Here is a 16613-nt window from a genome sequence, read left to right as displayed (position 1 = left end):
GCCTTACGCCGCCTGAGCCTTCTTCTCGTCGCGCAGCTCGCGGCGTAGGATCTTGCCGACATTGGTCTTGGGCAGATCGGCACGGAATTCGATCTGCTTGGGCACCTTGTAGCCGGTGAGCTGCTCGCGGCAGAACTTGATGACGTCCTCCGCCGTGAGGTTCGGGTCCTTCTTCACCACGAAGGCCTTTACCGCCTCGCCGGACCCGCTGTCGGGAACGCCGATCACCGCGCATTCGAGCACGCCCGGATGGCTCGCGATCACTTCCTCGATCTCGTTCGGATAGACGTTGAAGCCGGAGACCAGGATCATGTCCTTCTTGCGGTCCACGATCTTGGTGTAGCCCTTCTCGTCCATCACGCCGATGTCGCCGGTGCGGAAATAGCCGTCCGCGGTCATGACCTTCGCGGTCTCCTCCGGCCTGTTCCAGTAGCCCGACATCACCTGCGGGCCCTTGGCGCAGATCTCGCCGGGCTGGCCGAGCGGGACTTCGTTGCCGTCATCGTCGCGGATCGAGATCCAGGTCGAGGGCACGGGAATGCCGATGGTGCCGTTGAACTCGGCATTGGTGGCGGTGTTGCAGGTCAGCGTCGGCGAGGTCTCGGACAGACCGTAGCCTTCGGCGATGAAGCAGCCGGTCACGGCTTTCCACTGCTCGGCCACCGGGCGCTGCACCGCCATGCCGCCGCCGTTCGAGATCTTCAGCTTGGAGAAGTCGAGCTTCTTGAAATCGGGGTGATGCATCAAACCGTTGTAGAGCGTGTTCACAGCCGGGAAGCTGTTGACCTGGTATTTTGCGAGCTCCTTGACGAAGCCCGCGATGTCGCGCGGGTTGGGGATCAAGAGATTGCAGCCGCCGGCACGCACCGCGAGCAGGTAGCAGGCCGTCAGTGCGAAGATGTGATAGAGCGGCAGCGCGCAGACGATCATGAGCTGATCGACATGCGGAGGTGCGGCCATCGCCGGCTGCAGCCAGGCGTCGTTCTGCAGCACGTTGGCGACGATGTTGCGGTGAAGCAGCGTGGCGCCCTTGGAGACGCCGGTGGTGCCGCCGGTATATTGCAGGAAGGCGACGTCGCCGGGCGACAGCTTTGGCTTGTTGAAGGTCTGGCCACGGCCGGCCGCAAGCGCGTCGTTGAACGAGACCGCGCCTGGCAGCGACCAGGCCGGCACCATCTTCTTCACCCGGCGGACGACGAGATTGACGATCACGCCCTTGAAGCCGAGCAGATCGCCCATGCTGGCGACGATGACGTGCTTGACCGGCGTCTTGGCGATCACCTGCTCGACGGTGTGGGCAAAGTTCTCCAGCACGATCACGGCTTCGGCGCCGGAATCCTTGAGCTGATGCTCGAGCTCGCGTGGGGTGTAGAGCGGGTTGACGTTGACCACGGCAAAGCCGGCGCGCAGCACCGCGGCGGTGGCGACCGGATATTGCAGCACGTTCGGCATCATGATCGCGACGCGGGCGCCGCGCTGCAGGCCGCGACCTTGCAGGTAAGCAGCGAGCGCCAGCGACATCTGGTCGAGGTCGCGATAGCTGATCGCCTTGTCCATGCAGATGAACGCCTTGCGATCGGCGAACTTCGCAAAACTCTCCTCCAGGAGGTCGACCAGCGATGCGTATTGCGTCGGCTCGATATCAGCGGGCACGCCGGGCGGATATTGCTTGAGCCAGATGCGCTCCATGGAAACTCCCCTCTCTTAACCAGAGCCCGTTGTGTCTCGGGCTTGCCTCATTGCCGGCAGTATCGAGCCTGCCGGAACGGCTGGCAAGCGGTCGAGGCTTAGGGCAAAGGCAAAAGAGTGGCTACTGGAATCGTCGAAACGGCTGCCGCAGGTGCGAAGTGCGGGCGCAGCGTAACGGGACTGGAGCGTTAACCTAGCTGTTGTTGGGCGCGGGCTTCGGCTTGGTGGCAGCCTTGGGCTTGGCCGGCTTGGCAGCCTGATCGCCACTCGCCACCGGCTTCTCCGCAGGCTTGGCCGCCGCCTCAGGCTTGGCCGCGGCATGCTTGCTCGCCGCCGGCTTGGCCGCGCTCTTGGTGTCACCCTTGGTGTCACCCTTGGCCGTCGCGTCTGGCTTGGTGGCCGACGGTTTCGCCGCGGCCGTCTTGGCGTCAGTCTTGGCATCGCTGCCGGCGTCGGGGTTCTTGGCGATACGCGCCTTCTTGCCACGCGCCTTCGGCGGGTTCTGCTGGTCGGAGTCGGCGGCGACCGCCGCGACCAGGGCGGCGCCGGTGCGGGTCGGGCCGGTGTAGACCACCACGGGCTCTGCAGCTGCAGGCGCCGAGGCCATCAGCTCGGACGCCTTCATCAGCGGCGGCTGGAGGCCTGCGGTGAAGAACGTCACCTGGGCCTCGCCGCCGGTGGCAGAACCGCTCGTGCCGCCGCCATTGGTCGCGATCAGCGCATCGTCGTCGTCGCTGGCCGGCCGCTTGCGGTGACCGCCGCACATCTCCTCGCGCAGGTTCGGCGGCGAGGCGTCGACCGGCACGAGGTTCTCGACGGTGCCGAGCGAAGGCCGCAGCCACGACAGATTATCCTGGCTGAAGCCGCGCTCGAGCAGCTGGGCCGCCTTCACCGCGCGCGCGGTGCCGGAATTGGCGCCGAGCACCACGGCGATCAGGCGCCGGCCGTTGCGCGTGGCGGATGCCACGAGGTTATAGCCGGAGGCGCAGATGAAGCCGGTCTTGAAACCGTCGGCGCCGGGATAGCGGCCGATCAGCTTGTTGAAATTGCCGGTGACGCGCTTGCCGAAGCGGATCGCCGGGATGTGCACGAAATATTCGTATTCCGGCAGGTCGCGCAGGAACGAGCGCGCGAGAATGCCGAGGTCGCGCGCCGAGGTGACGTGTCCGTCCGCGGGCAGCCCGTTGGGATTGACGTAGTTCGTCTGCGTCATGCCGAGCTTCTTCGCGGTGTCGTTCATCATCACGGAGAAGCCGTCGATCGAGCCGCCGATGCCTTCGGCCAGCACCACGGCCATGTCGTTCGCCGACTTGACCATCATCATCTTCAACGCGTTGTCGACGGTGAGCTGCGTTCCCGGACGGAGGCCCATCTTCGAGGGCGATTGCGAGGCCGCCGTCGGCGACACCGTCAGCATCGAGTCGAGCGTGATCTTGCCGTCCTTCACCGCCTTCAGTGTCACATAGGCGGTCATGATCTTGGTGACGGAGGCCGGATACCAGGGGACGGTCGCATTGTCCGCCTGCAGCACCTTGCCGCTGTCGGCTTCGATCAGCAGCAGCGCTTCGGCATGCGCCATGCGCGGTGCGAGCAGCGCACCGACGGCGAGCGTCGCGGCGAACAGGTTGAACAGGGATTTGCGAAGCAGCGGGCGAAAGGCGTGCACTATCCGATTCCGGTCCTTGGAGATCCGCCGGTTCCGGACGGCTCTCGTGATCTGATGTTCGGTTTTGAAATCCAGCGCCGCCGCTCGCGGCAGCGCAAACCTATACCGGCTCTTGCGTCGAGAATAGGGGCTTCCGCTGCGTATTCCGCAATGAAATAGGCCGAATTTCGACGCTGCTACGGGGACTTGTTAAGGGGATCTGGCGGCAGAGGCCGCGGCCTCGGCGGCACTCGCGCTGGCCCGCGCTTTCACCTGTGCCTGTTCCTGCACCATGAACTGGGCCTTGGCGAGCTCGGCGAAATGGCCGTTTTTGGCCACGAGTTCATCGAAAGTTCCGCTTTCGATCACCCGTCCGTTCTCGAACACCAGGATCCGTGTCGCATTGCGAATGGTGGAGAGGCGGTGGGCGATCACGAAGGTGGTGCGGCCCTTCATCACTTCATCGAGAGCAGCGTTCACCTTGGCCTCGGTGACGGCATCGAGCGCGCTGGTCGCTTCGTCCAGGATCAGGATCGGCGGGTCCTTCAAGAGCGCACGCGCGATCGACAGCCGCTGCCGTTCGCCGCCGGAGAGCATGCGGCCGCGCTCGCCGGCGTTGGTCTCGAAGCCGCCGCTGCGCTCGATAAAGTCGAGCGCCTGTGCACGCTCGGCCGCCTTGCGCATCTCGGCTTCGGTCGCATCAGGCTTGCCGACGCGCAAATTCTCCGCGATCGAGCGGTTGAACAAGAGCGCTTCCTGGAACACGACGCCGATATTTCGCCGCAGCGACGTCAGCGTGACGCCTCGCACATCCATGCCGTCGATCTTGATGAAGCCGGATTGCGGATCGAACGCGCGATGCAGCAGCGCAATCGCGGTCGACTTGCCGGCGCCGGTCGGTCCGACCAGCGCGATGGTCTGGCCGGGCAGCGCGGTGAACGAAAGGTCCTCGATCGCCGGCCGCTTGCCGTCATAGGAGAAGGTGACGTCGTTGAACTCGACGAGGCCGGAGAGCCGCCCGACATCGATCGCATCCAGCCGGTCGTGCACTGCAGGCACCGCGTCGAGCACGTTGAAGAACTCGCGCAAGCGCGGGGCTTCCATGAACACGTTGTTGATGAAGCTCACGACCTGCTCGAGCTTCTGGATCAGCAGCGTCGCGAAGCTCACGAACATCACGATCTCGCCGACCGAGGTCAGGCCCTGGTCGTGCAGCGCGATGCCGAGCGTGAAGATCGCGAGCACGGTGATGGTGGTCGAAGCGCGCGTGATCACGGTGACGAGCGCCCACCATGACAGAACCGGCATTTGCGCCGCGAGCAGCTGGTCGGCGACGGAGCGCAAGCCCTGCACCTCGGATTCGACGCGCACAAAGCTCTGCACCAGCGCGACGTTGCCGAGCGCGTCGGAAGCGCGCGCGGAGAGCTCGCTGTATTGCTCCTCGACCGCCATCTGCATGCCGAAGGTCCTACGCACCACGAACGTCGTCAGCGCGGTGAAGACGATGCAGAGCACGAACAGCAGGATCGCAAGCCGCCAGTTCAGGTACAGCGACAGCGGCAGCAGCACCACCACCGACAGGATCGCCGCAAAGTGCTCGCGGAAGAAGCCGAGCCAGAGCCGCCACAACGCGTCCGTGCCGTTGAGCATCACCTTCATCAGCCGGCCCGAATGGGTGCCGGAATGGAAGGTCAGCGGCAGCTGCAGGATGTGCTCGAAATAGCTGGTCAGCACCGCCTGGCGCTGGCGGTGGGAGAGCCGGTCGGCCTGCAACGCCACGAGCGCGCTGCACGCGATGGTGAACAGCCCGAACGCCACCCACGCCATGAGGAACGGCCAGGCCGAATTCGAGCCCGCCACCGTCTTGCCGGAGAGCACGTCGACGATCCTGCCGAACAGCACCGGCTCGGCGAACTGCGAGCCTGCGAGCAGAAGGTTGGCGAATGCCAGCAGCCAGCCCAGCCGCGCCTCCTTGCCGAGGAGCTCGAGAACGCGGGTGTAGAGGCGGAGGATGGGCATGCGGGCAAAGAACTCGGGCAGGTCACGGAGCCGATATTCTAAGCAGGGATTGCCCACGAGATACAGCGGAAGCTGCCGCTTTTGCTCAATTGATGAGCCGGCTTTCGACCGGCGGCAGGAACCGGCCGTCGAAGATGTCGCCCGCCGCCGGCTTCTTGCGGAATTTGAAATCCTCCGCGATCTGGTCGATCGAGCGGTCCAGCCGTGCCGGGTCGATGCCGCCGAGGCCGTTGCGGCGGACCTCGTCGGTCAGGATGTTGTCGGCGAGCACCGCGCGCAGGCGTGCGAGCTCGAGGTCGCGGTCGCCGTCGTCGATGTGGCCGGCGGCCTCGTCCGCCGCGCGCGCCGGCTCCTTCGCAGTTGCGTTGATGCCCGCAATCAGCGCGCGGACAAAACCCTTCAATGCGTCCGGCTTCGCCGTGGCGAAGGCGGGATTGGCGACGACCGCAAAACCGTAGGCCTCGCAGCCATAGTCGGCATAACGCAGCACGGCGAGATCGTCGGCCGGCACGCCGCGGTCGCGCAAATTCACGGCCGAGAGATAGGAGAAGCCGGCGACAGCGTCGACCTGCCCTGCCGAGAGCACCGGCTCGCGCACCGCCGCACTCATCTTGAAGAATTTGACATGCGCGACGTCGATGCCGTTCTGCCGTGCCAGCGCCGGCCACAGCCGGATTGATAGATCGCTGTCGGCGACGCCGACGGTCTTGCCGCCAAGATCGGAGAGCAGATGGATACCGCGGCTCTTGCGGGCGACGATCGCATAGGGCGCGCGGTTGAACACCACGAACACGGCCTTGACTGGAGGCGCATCGGCCTTGTCGCGAAAACGAATGAGCTCGTTGATGTCGACGAGCGCGAGCTCGCTATTACCGGTGGCAACGCGCGCAAGTGCTTCCGGCGATCCAGCCGCGCTGTTGAAGGAGACGTTGAGATGCTCAGCGCCGAACTTGCCGTCCTTAGCGGCCATGAAAAAGGGCGCCATGCTCGCATCGACCGGGCGGTCGAAGGTGAAGTGGATCGCCACAGACGGCGCGGTAGTCTCTTCCGCATGGACGTCGCGTGCGGCAAGCACGATCGAGAGGGCCAGCAGGCAGTGGGAGACGATCGTCTTGAATCCAACCATCGGTCGCGCCGGTTCCGCATTGTTGTGGTTTCGTGACGCTCGCAGCGCCGGCATACGAACACTGTCTCCGCATCAACATGAACGGCAGATGAGCGTGGTTGCGTCACGATCACGCAACCCCGTTCATCTTCCGTTGGGATTGGGGAACCCAACATGGGATGCGGGTGTTTGAAAGACATGAGCCTGTCTTAAGGCACCAATGAAGGTCCCAAGGAGGGTCCACGTCATGTTCGACCGATTTTCTAGATTTGCCGGCCGCAAGGCCGTGCTCGCCACCGCCGCGGTGCTGGCGCTGACCACGGTCGCCCCCACCGCCTCGTTCGCAGGCGGCCGCCACTGGCATGGTGGCGGCGGCGCGGCCTTTGCCGGCGCAGCCATTGCCGGCGCCATCGGCACCGGCCTTGCGATCGCCGCGACCCGTGATGCCTACGCCTATGATCCGGGTCCGGGTTACTATTACGACAGCGGCCCGGTCTACTACAGCGGTCCCGGCTATGGTCCCTATTACTACGGCTCGGGCTACCAAGAGCGCTATGGCGGCTACAACAAGGTTTGCGCCCACGGCTATTCCGGGTACGGTTGCGATTAACCGATCGGCCATAAAGCCATGAACCAACGGGCCGTCGCGCTTGCCGCGGTGGCCTGTTTTTCACTTATATTGTCGAACGTTAACACGCTCGCCATGTGTTTCGAGTAGTTTTGAGTACCATGAGTGATTCGCTTGAGCGGCTATATCTGGCTGTGCTCGCGGCCAGGGACCTTGATCCGGCAACATCGCGCACTGCCCGGCTGTTTCAGCGTGGGCCCTCCAAAATGGCGAAGAAGCTGGCCGAAGAGGCGATCGAGGTCGCCATCGATGCGGTCAACGGCGACGCCGAGGCCGTGGTCCGGGAAAGTGCCGATCTGCTCTACAATCTCACCGTGCTCTGGGCTTCCGCCGGCGTGCGCCCCGAAGACGTCTGGCGTGAAATGTCGCGGCGTGAGGACATGTTGGGCATTGCCGAAAAGCTGCCGAAGCCGCCTATGAAGCTGCCCAAAGTCGCGTCACCGCGCATCTCTGTCCGGCGGCCAATTGTCGCGCTCGAAGGCCGCGCAGCGCGCAAGCGGCACTAAAACCGTCACAAAACTGGCGATGGACAAATCCGTCTCATGGTGCTTCATCGCGGCACCATGCTGAAACGTATCTACGACTGGTGCATCGACGCCGCCCATAAGCCTTACGCGCTCTGGATCATGGGTGCCGTGGCTTTCGCCGAAAGCTCTTTCTTTCCCGTTCCCCCGGACGTGATGCTGATCCCGATGTCACTGGCGCGCCCGCAGCGCGCCTGGGTCTATGCGGCGATCTGCACCGTGACCTCGGTGGTCGGTGGCCTGTTGGGCTACGCCATCGGCGCGCTGCTGTTCGACTCGGTCGGCCATTGGCTGATCCAGGTCTATGGCCTCGGCGACAAGGTCGATGCTTTCCGCGCCTCCTACGCGGAGTGGGGCGCGGTGATCATCCTGCTCAAGGGGCTGACGCCGATCCCCTACAAGCTCGTCACCATCACCTCCGGCTTTGCCGGCTACAATATCGGCCTGTTCATCCTGTGCTCGATCGTGGCGCGCGGCGGACGTTTCTTCATCGTCGCGATCCTGCTCAACCGCTATGGCGACTGGATCCGAGCCCGGATCGAGAAACATCTCGGCCTCTGGGTGGCGCTCGGTGCCGCGGTGCTGGTGCTGGGCTTTGTCGTTGCAATCAAGTTGATCTAGGGCTGTGCCGGCTTTGCCGTTGCGCCGGCTTCGGATACGGTTGCCGTCATGATGGTTCGATCCGGCAATCCGGCCCTGCGGCTCGGGACGCTGATGTCAGCAGTGCTGCTGGTCCTGCTCGGTGCCGGCGGGGCCGGATGGCCGCAATCGGCGCCGCCGTCGCTTGGCTTGCAGGAGCAAGGGCCGCAGGCCGCGCCACCGCCATCGACGCCGGCGCGCGAGGACAATCCCGGGCTGATCAACGAAATGGGCAGGCTGTTCGACAAGCTGCCCTCGATCCTGCCGCCGATCAAAAGCCCCAGCGAGACCATGAACGATTTGTCGCGCCTGGCGAAGCCGTCCACCATGGTGTCGGGGCGCATGGCCTGTCCGGCCTCGCCAAACGGTGGGCCCGACTGCAAGCAGGGTGCCGACCAGCTTTGCCAGAGCAAGGGCTATCGCGAGGGCAGGAGCCTGAACGCGGACGCCGTCGAAAAATGCTCGGCCAAGGTTTTAATTCCGGGAAGGCAGCGCAAGCCGGACGACTGCCGCACCGATACGTTCGTCACCAGCGCGCTGTGTCAGAACTGATGCGATTGACGCCGCGCGCGAGCAGCAAGGAGCGCTCATGAGCCGCTACGAACAGGACTTCCTCGGACAGCGTGAGATCGCCGACGACATCTACTACGGCGTCCAGACCATCCGCGGGAAGGAGAACTTCCATATCACCGGCATTCCGATGAACCAGGAGCCTTACTTCGTGAAGGCGCTGGGTTACGTGAAGAAGGCCGCCGCGATGGCCAACCGCGATCTCGGCGCGATCGACACGAAGGTCGCCGATGCGATCATCCTCGGCTGCGACCGTGTCATCGCCGGCGACATGATGGACCAGTTCGTCACCGACTTCATCCAGGGCGGCGCCGGCACCTCGACCAACATGAATGCCAACGAGGTGATCGCCAACCTCGCGCTGGAATCGCTGGGCTTCAACAAGGGCGACTACCAGCACGTCAGCCCCAACGACCACGTCAATTACGGCCAGTCGACCAACGACACCTATCCGACCGCGTTCCGTCTGGCGCTGATCCTGCGGCTCGAAAGCTACATGACGGCGCTCCGCCAGCTCCAGGAGGCTTTCTTCGCCAAGGGCCGCGAGTTCGAACGCGTCCTGAAGATGGGCCGCACGCATCTCCAGGACGCGGTGCCGATGTCGCTCGGCGCCGAATTCCGCGGCTGGGGCACCACCATCGGCGAGGAGGTCGACCGCATCTCGGAAGCACGCGCGCTGCTGCGCGAGATCAATCTCGGCGCCACCGCGATCGGCACCTCGGTCACCGCGGCGGTCGGCTATCCCAAGCTCGCGGTCCGGCATCTCAGCGCGCTGACCGGTGTCGACTTCATTCTCGCCGGCGATCTCGTGGAAGCGACCTCCGACACCGGCGCCTACGTGCAGCTCTCCGGCGTGCTCAAGCGCACCGCGAGCAAGCTGACGAAAATCTGCAACGACATTCGCCTGCTGGCTTCGGGCCCGCGCGCCGGCTTCAACGAGATCAACCTGCCGCAATTGCAGCCGGGCTCCTCGATCATGCCGGGCAAGGTCAATCCTGTCATCCCCGAGGTCGTCAACCAGACCAGCTTCCTCGTCATTGGCCTCGACACCACGGTGACGCTCGCGGCCAGCGCCGGCCAGCTCCAGCTCAACGTGATGGAGCCGGTGATCTCGTTTGCGCTGTTCTTCTCGATCCGCACCATGGAGCGCGCGGTCAACAGCCTGCGCGAGAACTGCATCGTCGGCATCACCGCCAACGAGGAGCACACCCGAAACATGGTGCTGAACTCGCTCGGCATCGTCACCGTGCTGAAGCCGCTGCTCGGCTACAAGCAATGCGCCGAGATCGCGCGTGAGGGCTACAAGAGCGGCAAGTCGCTGCACCAGATCGTGGTGACCGAACGCAAGCTGCTGACGCAGGAAAAATGGGAAGAGATGTTCTCGTTCGAGCGGCTGATCAATCCGGATTTGATTTCGTGAGGTCGTCGCTGCGCTGAAGGCGCCACCTCTCCCATAGGGAGAGGTCGGCGCGTAGCGCCGGGTGAGGGGTTGCGCTCGCTCGTGGGGCTTGATCCCCTCACCCGAATTGCTTCGCAATTCGACCTCTCCCTGTGGGAGAGGTGAAGAGCGAATTCCGCGCGTTGGAATTGCGGTAACGGCGTCCGCCACGGCGCCAAAACGCAATACTTGACAGTGGAAAGATTGCCTTGTTGGTATGGGTCCCAACCTTCAATGCGTCTGCCAACAAAGGATCGTTCCGCAATGTCCATGCCTGCTCTGTTCAAGGGACGCCTGTCGATCCCCGTGATCGGTTCGCCGCTCTTCATCATCTCGGTGCCCGACCTCGTGATCGCGCAGTGCAAGGCGGGTGTGGTCGGCTCGTTCCCGTCGCTGAACGCGCGGCCGCCGGAATTGCTCGACGAGTGGCTGGCGCGGATCACCGAGGAGCTCGCGGCCCATGACCGCGCCCATCCCGACAAGCCGTCGGCGCCGTTTGCGGTCAACCAGATCGTGCACAAGTCGAACAACCGGCTCGACCACGACATGCAGCTCTGCGCCAAGTACAAGGTGCCGATGATCATCTCCTCGCTCGGCGCGCGCGAGGAGCTCAATCAGGCCGTTCACGGCTGGGGCGGCATCGTCTTCCACGACGTGATCAACCAGAAATTCGCCCACAAGGCGATCGAGAAAGGCGCCGACGGCCTGATCCTGGTCGCGGCCGGCGCCGGCGGCCATGCCGGCACGATCTCGCCGCTCGCCTTCGTTGCCGAAACGCGTAAGTGGTTTGACGGCCCGATCGCGCTGTCGGGCGCCATCGGCAACGGCAAGGCAATCCGTGCCGCGCGCATCCTCGGTGCCGATTTCGCCTATATCGGCTCGGCCTTCATCGCGACCAAGGAAGCCAACGCGGTCGAGACGTACAAGGAGATGATCGCGGGCTCGACGGCTGACGACATCGTCTATTCAAACCTCTTCACCGGCGTGCACGGCAATTATTTGAAGCCCTCGATCCTGGCCGCCGGCATGGATCCGGAAAACCTGCCGACCTCCGATCCCTCCAAGATGAACTTCGGCACCGACGCCTCCGGCGAACGCGCCAAGCCGAAGGCCTGGAAGGAGATCTGGGGCTCCGGCCAGGGCATCGGCAGCGTCGACGGCATCGTGCCCGCCGCCGAGATGATCGCGCGCTTCAAGAAGGAATACGACGAGGCGATCGACCCGCCGTTGTGATGGCGCTCGCAATGGCCGCCATCTACCGCGTCGACGGCAACAGCGTCGTCACCAGCCCCGATGCTGCCGGTCCATGGGACCGGCGCATGCAGCATGGTTCGGCGCCATCAGCGTTGGTGACGTGGGCGGCGGAGCGGATTCCGACGCCCGTGCCGATGAACGTCGCACGCGTCACCATCGATCTGATGCGCCCGGTGCCGGTGGCGCTACTCACGATCGAGACCGAGGTTTTGCGCGAGGGCCGCAAGATCCAGCTCTGCGAGGTCAAGCTGCTCGCCGACGGTGTGCAGGTCGTCGGCGCCACCGTGCTCAAGATCAAGCAGCAGCCGCAACCGCTGCCGGATGACGTCAGGGAGTTGCCGGTCACGCTGCCATCGCCCGAGGATTCCCTGGTCGAGGACGGCCACGGCGCGACCAGTCCGTTCGCGGGCATGGTCTCGATGCGCGCCGCGCGCGGCCGCTTCGGCCAGGCCGGTGCGGGTGCGATCTGGTTTCGCCTCGACCATCCGCTGGTCGAGGGCGAGGCGGTCTCGCAGGCGATGCGCGCCGTGGTCGCCGCCGACTTCTCCAACGGCACCGCCTCGACGCTCGACTTCCGCACCTGGACCTACATCAACGCTGATCTCTCGGTAAGCCTGGCGCGCCAGCCGGTCGGCGACTGGATCTTGCTCGACGGCGAATCCTGGATCGGCCCTGATGGCGCGGGCCTTGCGATGTCGCGGCTCGCCGACCGCCAGGGCTATTTCGGCCGCGCGGTGCAGAGCCTGGTGATTGAGAAACGGTAAGCCTCACCGCAAGCACTGCTGTTGCTGCGTGAGCCGATGGAACGGCAGGCTTCCGCCGCCGCGGAAGGGATGCTTGGTCGTGTTCGACCAGGGCATCCTGCCTGTTCATACGCCGTAGAAGATCTTGATCTCCCACAGCACCACGATGATAGCCGTGATCAACGTGACCGCGGCGACTGCACTTTCCAGGGAAGCGACTCTCATTGCTTACTCCGCTTCCCAGCCCCGTCCAGCGGTCTATTTGATTCCCTGATTCACCGGCAATCGCGAGGCCGCCGGGGACGCGCATTCCGTCGCGCATTGTGGTGCCGGCGCCACAACAACACCGTAAAATCCCGGGGGTTTTACCCCACCATCCGGTCCCGCCCGCTCCAGACGCCCGCGCATGGCTCCTCGGCCCTGCACTTAACGGCACATTAACCATCGCCCGCCAACAATCTCCCTCACGGCCGCCAATCAGGACGAGAGGGACAGGCGATGGATTTCGATTTTCTCAACAGCAAGACAGCCGCAACGCTGGACGAGATCCGCGTCCGCGTCGCGCATGCACTGGCCCGCCACCCGCTCTGCCGCAATGTCCGCTTCGATGTCGTCAGCGTCCCCCGCACCCGCCGGGGCGGCAATTGGACGGTGACGCTGCAATCGGTCGAGCCGCGCGCCGTCTGGGAGGCCTCGGAGATCGTCGCGGACATCCAGGATGCCTACGATCTCGCCAAAGCCGCCTGATTCCATTGGGTTTTTTGGGATTGTCGCCGCAACCGTGGTGATTGTCGCCGCAAAAGCACACTCAAGCCTTAATTCGTGCCCTTTTCCCGGGCATCGCTAACAACATCGTGAACCGGCCCTTTCCGGAGAGACGTTTGTCCAGAGCCATCACCATCATCGTGCTGACCTGTTTCCTCGTCCTCGGTGCCGCCACCACCGCCATTCTCGGCCGCGACAGCGTGCCCAGCGTCAGCGCCGAGATGATCACGCAGGTCCCGCCGAAGCCGCTCGCCGCCAACCGCGCCGCCAAGGCCGACCGGCTGGTTCCGACGCTGGCGCTGGCCTCGGCCGCGATCGAGCCTGTGCAGGTCCCCGCCGACAGGCTGTCCCAGGCCCCCGTGCTGATCGAGCCGCTGCGCCAGGCCTTTGCCGCAGCCACCCCGTCTGATTTTTCCATGCCCAATTCAACTTCATCGGCGAGCGTGAACGAGGCGCCCGCCACCGCGGGGGCTCCCGCCGTCATCGAGGCCCCGCCGAAGCCGAAGGCCGTCGCGAAGCCGCAGCCGCAAAAGACCTATTCGCTGCTCTCCGACGTGCAGATCGCCGGCATCAGGGATCGCCTGAAGCTGTCGTCGTCGCAGGAATATTACTGGCCCTCGGTCGAGTCCGCGCTGCGCAACGTCGCCCGCAAAATCTCGGCGAACAGGCTCTCCAATCCCAACGGGCCCAACGTGCAGATCGATCCGAACTGCGACGAGGTTCAGCAGTTGAAGTCGGCCGCAATGCCGCTGCTGTTCCAGCTGCGTGACGACCAGAAGGAAGAAGTGCGCAAGCTCGCTCGCATCATCGGCCTCGAGAAGGTCGCGCAGCAGATCTGAGGCTTCAGGTTCCTCCGCGGAACTGCGCTCTCATCAGGAACATCCGGCAATCGACAGGCGTTGCCCGCTCCAAACAGGGAGTGGACCAATGCGCGCCTCGACAGCCTATTTCGTCGGTGCCGGATCGATCGTCGCCGCTATCGCCATTGGTCTCGGCGGCGGCATCGTCGCCGGCAATATCATGCATCCGATCGCGCCCAAGCAGGGGCCCGATACCAGCAAGATGGCGCAACGCGCGGAAGCCGCCGCGCCGGTCACGACAAATGCGCCATCGGAGCGCGTGCAATATCTCACCGGTTCGCAAAGCTTCGGAGCGATGATCGCTGCGCCCGCACAGGCGCAGAGCGAGGCCAAGCCCGATGTGCAGACCACACAGGCGAGCGTTGAACCCGCGGCACCGCCGCCTCCGCAGACAACGGCCGCGATCGAGCCCCCCAAGCCGGTGCCTGCGTCGCCTCCGCAAGCGACAAAACCCGTCGAGCAACAGATTTCGACCGAACCGGCATCCTCTTCCGACAACGCCTACGCCAAAGCCAGGGATTCTGACGTGAAGCGCGCCGCGTCGGAGCGGCGGCGGGCGGAGCGGCACGAGCGCTGGGCCGAGCGCCGTCGCTATGACCAGCGCGATGCACGCGGCGCGCGCGATCAGACCAATTGGGATGATGTCGCGCGCAACGTCCGCGAGGACTCCGACGCGCGTGACTATGCCGGTCGTCCCCGCGGCGGCTTCCCACAGATCCGGCTGTTCGGTCCCGATGATGACGACTAGAGCCATTTCCGTTCCGATGGAATCGGAACGGGACTCTAGATTCTTGTATTGACGCGTTTTCTTGACGCGAACCGGCATCCACTTCGCTTGAAAACGCTCTAGCGCCTGACCCATCTTGGCCGCCGCCGCGCACGCGATCGTGAGCAGCGTTTCGTCCAAGGGAAGCGCCTGCCTCAATTTTCAACTTCCGGATGATCCCTGCGCAAGGCATGATCGACGCAGCCAGCCAGAGGCCGCGTCATGGGAGTAGCGCTGCTAGCTTGGGGACGCTTCTTCGGTCCGCACGGCGAACGCGTGACCGTACCGGCGCCGGTCGACGGGCGTGGCGCACCTTGGCTGCTCGATTTCCTCGCCACCCATGTCCGCGCGCTGCGCAATGTCGGCTTCACCGCGATCCAGCTGCCGCCGACGTCGAAGGCGCAAGGCGGTGCCGGGCCGGGCTGTGACGGCTATGGCGTGTTCGATCCCCGCGACATCGGCGGCAAGAACCAGCAAGGCTCACTCGCCACGCGCTACGGCACCAGGGCATCTCTGACGCGTCTGGTCGCCGTCGCGCATGCCTGCGATATCGACGTCTATCTCGATCTCGTTCTGCATCAGCGCATCGGCGAGAATGGTGGGCCCGGCGTGTTCCGCTATCTCGGCGCGGACGGGCAGTCGCTGAACGGACGGCACACCACCTCTCCCGGCTGGTTTCGTGGCGTGCCGCCGGACGATCTGCCCGACGATGACGTGCCGAGCCCGCCCAACGATTTTCCGTTCGGTCGCGAGCTGTCCTACCAGCACTGCCGTCCGCCGCGCGTCACGGTCGAGGATGCGCTCGACTTCGGCGAATGGGTATTCCGCACCACAGGCGCGGACGGCGCACGCTTCGACGACGTCAAGGGGACCTGGGCGCCGTTCGTGCGCGAGTTCATGACCCACGGCGTGATGGCGTCGAAATTCTTCTATTCGGAGTATTTCGATGGCAATCGCGCGATCCTCAACGGCTGGGCGACGCAGCCGCCGCTGAGCGGCCGGTCGCTGGTCGCCGACTTCCCGATGCATTGGGCGCTGCAATCCGCCTGCGACGGCGGCAATGCGCGCGTGCTGGACGGCGCCGGCTATACGAGCTGGCGTCCCGATCTCGCCTGCACCTTCGTCGACAATCCCGACACCGATACCTCGCCGGGCCAACAGATCACCAGCAACAAGCTGCTCGCCTACGCCTTGCTGTTGTCGATCGAGGGCTACCCCTTCGTCTACGGCAAGGACTATTTTCCACCCAGCGTCTGGCCCGGCGCCTACGGGCTGAAACCGTGGATCGACAACCTCGTCTGGATCCACGAGCACCTCGCCAACGGGCCGACCAGCGGCCGTTTCCTCGATGACAAGGTTATCGTGCTCAACCGGACCGGTGCACCCGGCCTGCTGACTGCGCTCAACTTCGACACCATGAATGCGCGCACGGTCAGCTGCCAGACCGCGTTCGGGGCCAACGTGCACCTGCACGATTACACCGGCCATCATGATGATGTCTGGACCGACGCAAATGGCGTCGCGAACTTCACGATACCGAGCAACGCCTTCAGCAAGGGCCAGAGCTATCTGTGCTTCTCGCGCGCGGACTTGAATCTCGCGTCCATCCGGCATCCGCGCCACACCACGCAGACGATCTTCGGCGCCGCCGATCTCGACACGCTGCCGGCCACCAATGCCGAGACCGAGACGGCACGGATCTGGGTGGAGCAGGGCAGCATGATCGCCCTCCAGGTTAGCCTCGATCGCCACGGCGTGCCGGCAGATGGCTCGATCAAGGTCACCGTCACCGATGCGCTAGGGCACAGCGTGGTCGAGGCATTGTGCAGCGGCGACCATGTCAGCGCGGAAGCAACGGCCGGTGCGACCGGCGAGCATCATATTCGCGTCGCGGGCCGGCAGTTGCCGGAGCACGGCGCGCCGTTTTCCATCGACGTGACCTACCTTGGCCCACAGATCGTTTGAGAG

15 protein-coding genes are annotated in these 16613 nt (G+C 64.7%); 11 read left to right on the top strand and 4 right to left on the bottom strand.

Going from position 1 to position 16613, the window contains the following annotated elements:
• Positions 1-3: 3 nt before the first annotated feature.
• The 4 genes from ACP2YP_RS36560 to ACP2YP_RS36545 all read right to left on the bottom strand — a co-directional run bounded on the left by ACP2YP_RS36560 (position 4) and on the right by ACP2YP_RS36545 (position 6479).
• Positions 4-1689, bottom strand: a complete 1686-nt coding sequence (locus ACP2YP_RS36560; protein ID WP_426421150.1) for a long-chain fatty acid--CoA ligase — start codon at positions 1687-1689, stop codon at positions 4-6.
• A 193-nt stretch (positions 1690-1882) separates the two neighbouring features.
• A complete protein-coding gene (locus tag ACP2YP_RS36555) occupies positions 1883-3355 on the bottom strand; it encodes a D-alanyl-D-alanine carboxypeptidase family protein (protein ID WP_426421149.1) in 1473 nt (490 codons plus the stop codon).
• Positions 3356-3544: 189 nt separating this feature from the next.
• A complete protein-coding gene (locus ACP2YP_RS36550; protein WP_426421148.1) occupies positions 3545-5353 on the bottom strand; it encodes a glucan ABC transporter ATP-binding protein/ permease in 1809 nt (602 codons plus the stop codon).
• Positions 5354-5438: 85 nt separating this feature from the next.
• Complete coding sequence (locus ACP2YP_RS36545) at positions 5439-6479, bottom strand: ABC transporter substrate-binding protein (protein WP_426421147.1); 1041 nt, start codon at positions 6477-6479, stop codon at positions 5439-5441.
• Between the two features lie 226 nt (positions 6480-6705).
• Between ACP2YP_RS36545 and ACP2YP_RS36540 the strand changes: the two genes are divergently transcribed.
• From ACP2YP_RS36540 to ACP2YP_RS36490, 11 genes are all read left to right on the top strand, one after another.
• Positions 6706-7068 (top strand): hypothetical protein, encoded by a 363-nt coding sequence (locus ACP2YP_RS36540; protein WP_426421146.1) that lies wholly within the window; start codon positions 6706-6708, stop codon positions 7066-7068.
• A 119-nt stretch (positions 7069-7187) separates the two neighbouring features.
• Entirely contained in the window at positions 7188-7592 is a 405-nt protein-coding gene (gene hisE / locus ACP2YP_RS36535) for a phosphoribosyl-ATP diphosphatase (protein WP_426421145.1), read from the top strand.
• A 36-nt stretch (positions 7593-7628) separates the two neighbouring features.
• Positions 7629-8231: a YqaA family protein gene (locus ACP2YP_RS36530; protein WP_426421144.1), complete on the top strand. Its 603-nt coding sequence runs from the start codon at positions 7629-7631 to the stop codon at positions 8229-8231.
• Between the two features lie 48 nt (positions 8232-8279).
• Positions 8280-8801, top strand: coding sequence for a hypothetical protein (locus tag ACP2YP_RS36525; protein ID WP_426421143.1), 522 nt, complete (start codon positions 8280-8282; stop codon positions 8799-8801).
• A gap of 37 nt (positions 8802-8838) precedes the next feature.
• Positions 8839-10239, top strand: coding sequence for an aspartate ammonia-lyase (locus tag ACP2YP_RS36520; protein WP_426421142.1), 1401 nt, complete (start codon positions 8839-8841; stop codon positions 10237-10239).
• A 282-nt stretch (positions 10240-10521) separates the two neighbouring features.
• The gene (locus tag ACP2YP_RS36515) at positions 10522-11490 is read left to right on the top strand and encodes an NAD(P)H-dependent flavin oxidoreductase (RefSeq protein ID WP_426421141.1); all 969 of its coding nucleotides are present in this window, start codon (positions 10522-10524) and stop codon (positions 11488-11490) included.
• Positions 11491-11501: 11 nt separating this feature from the next.
• Positions 11502-12275, top strand: a complete 774-nt coding sequence (locus ACP2YP_RS36510; RefSeq protein ID WP_426421140.1) for a thioesterase family protein — start codon at positions 11502-11504, stop codon at positions 12273-12275.
• A 477-nt stretch (positions 12276-12752) separates the two neighbouring features.
• Positions 12753-13001 carry a hypothetical protein gene (locus ACP2YP_RS36505; protein ID WP_426421139.1) on the top strand — a complete coding sequence of 83 codons (249 nt, stop codon included), beginning with the start codon at positions 12753-12755 and terminating at the stop codon, positions 12999-13001.
• Between the two features lie 134 nt (positions 13002-13135).
• Positions 13136-13858: a hypothetical protein gene (locus ACP2YP_RS36500; protein WP_426421138.1), complete on the top strand. Its 723-nt coding sequence runs from the start codon at positions 13136-13138 to the stop codon at positions 13856-13858.
• Positions 13859-13946: 88 nt separating this feature from the next.
• Positions 13947-14627, top strand: a complete 681-nt coding sequence (locus ACP2YP_RS36495) for a hypothetical protein (protein WP_426421137.1) — start codon at positions 13947-13949, stop codon at positions 14625-14627.
• Positions 14628-14867: 240 nt separating this feature from the next.
• Positions 14868-16610 (top strand): hypothetical protein, encoded by a 1743-nt coding sequence (locus ACP2YP_RS36490; RefSeq protein WP_426421136.1) that lies wholly within the window; start codon positions 14868-14870, stop codon positions 16608-16610.
• Positions 16611-16613: the final 3 nt, after the last annotated feature.

The organism is Bradyrhizobium genosp. A (genome assembly GCF_049949275.1).
GTDB lineage: Bacteria > Pseudomonadota > Alphaproteobacteria > Rhizobiales > Xanthobacteraceae > Bradyrhizobium.
The sequence above is the reverse complement of the archived record's forward strand: the minus strand, read 5'-3'. Positions and strand labels throughout refer to the sequence as shown.

Bases quoted from the DNA above. Each gene is read 5' to 3' on its own strand.
- ACP2YP_RS36560 (WP_426421150.1), bottom strand. From the start codon at position 1,689: ATGGAGCGCATCTGGCTCAAGCAATATCCGCCCGGCGTGCCCGCTGAT.
- ACP2YP_RS36550 (WP_426421148.1), bottom strand. From the start codon at position 5,353: ATGCCCATCCTCCGCCTCTACACCCGCGTTCTCGAGCTCCTCGGCAAG.
- ACP2YP_RS36545 (WP_426421147.1), bottom strand. From the start codon at position 6,479: ATGGTTGGATTCAAGACGATCGTCTCCCACTGCCTGCTGGCCCTCTCG.
- ACP2YP_RS36540 (WP_426421146.1), top strand. From the start codon at position 6,706: ATGTTCGACCGATTTTCTAGATTTGCCGGCCGCAAGGCCGTGCTCGCC.
- hisE (WP_426421145.1), top strand. From the start codon at position 7,188: ATGAGTGATTCGCTTGAGCGGCTATATCTGGCTGTGCTCGCGGCCAGG.
- ACP2YP_RS36530 (WP_426421144.1), top strand. From the start codon at position 7,629: ATGGTGCTTCATCGCGGCACCATGCTGAAACGTATCTACGACTGGTGC.
- ACP2YP_RS36525 (WP_426421143.1), top strand. From the start codon at position 8,280: ATGATGGTTCGATCCGGCAATCCGGCCCTGCGGCTCGGGACGCTGATG.
- ACP2YP_RS36520 (WP_426421142.1), top strand. From the start codon at position 8,839: ATGAGCCGCTACGAACAGGACTTCCTCGGACAGCGTGAGATCGCCGAC.
- ACP2YP_RS36515 (WP_426421141.1), top strand. From the start codon at position 10,522: ATGTCCATGCCTGCTCTGTTCAAGGGACGCCTGTCGATCCCCGTGATC.
- ACP2YP_RS36510 (WP_426421140.1), top strand. From the start codon at position 11,502: ATGGCCGCCATCTACCGCGTCGACGGCAACAGCGTCGTCACCAGCCCC.
- ACP2YP_RS36505 (WP_426421139.1), top strand. From the start codon at position 12,753: ATGGATTTCGATTTTCTCAACAGCAAGACAGCCGCAACGCTGGACGAG.
- ACP2YP_RS36495 (WP_426421137.1), top strand. From the start codon at position 13,947: ATGCGCGCCTCGACAGCCTATTTCGTCGGTGCCGGATCGATCGTCGCC.
- ACP2YP_RS36490 (WP_426421136.1), top strand. From the start codon at position 14,868: ATGGGAGTAGCGCTGCTAGCTTGGGGACGCTTCTTCGGTCCGCACGGC.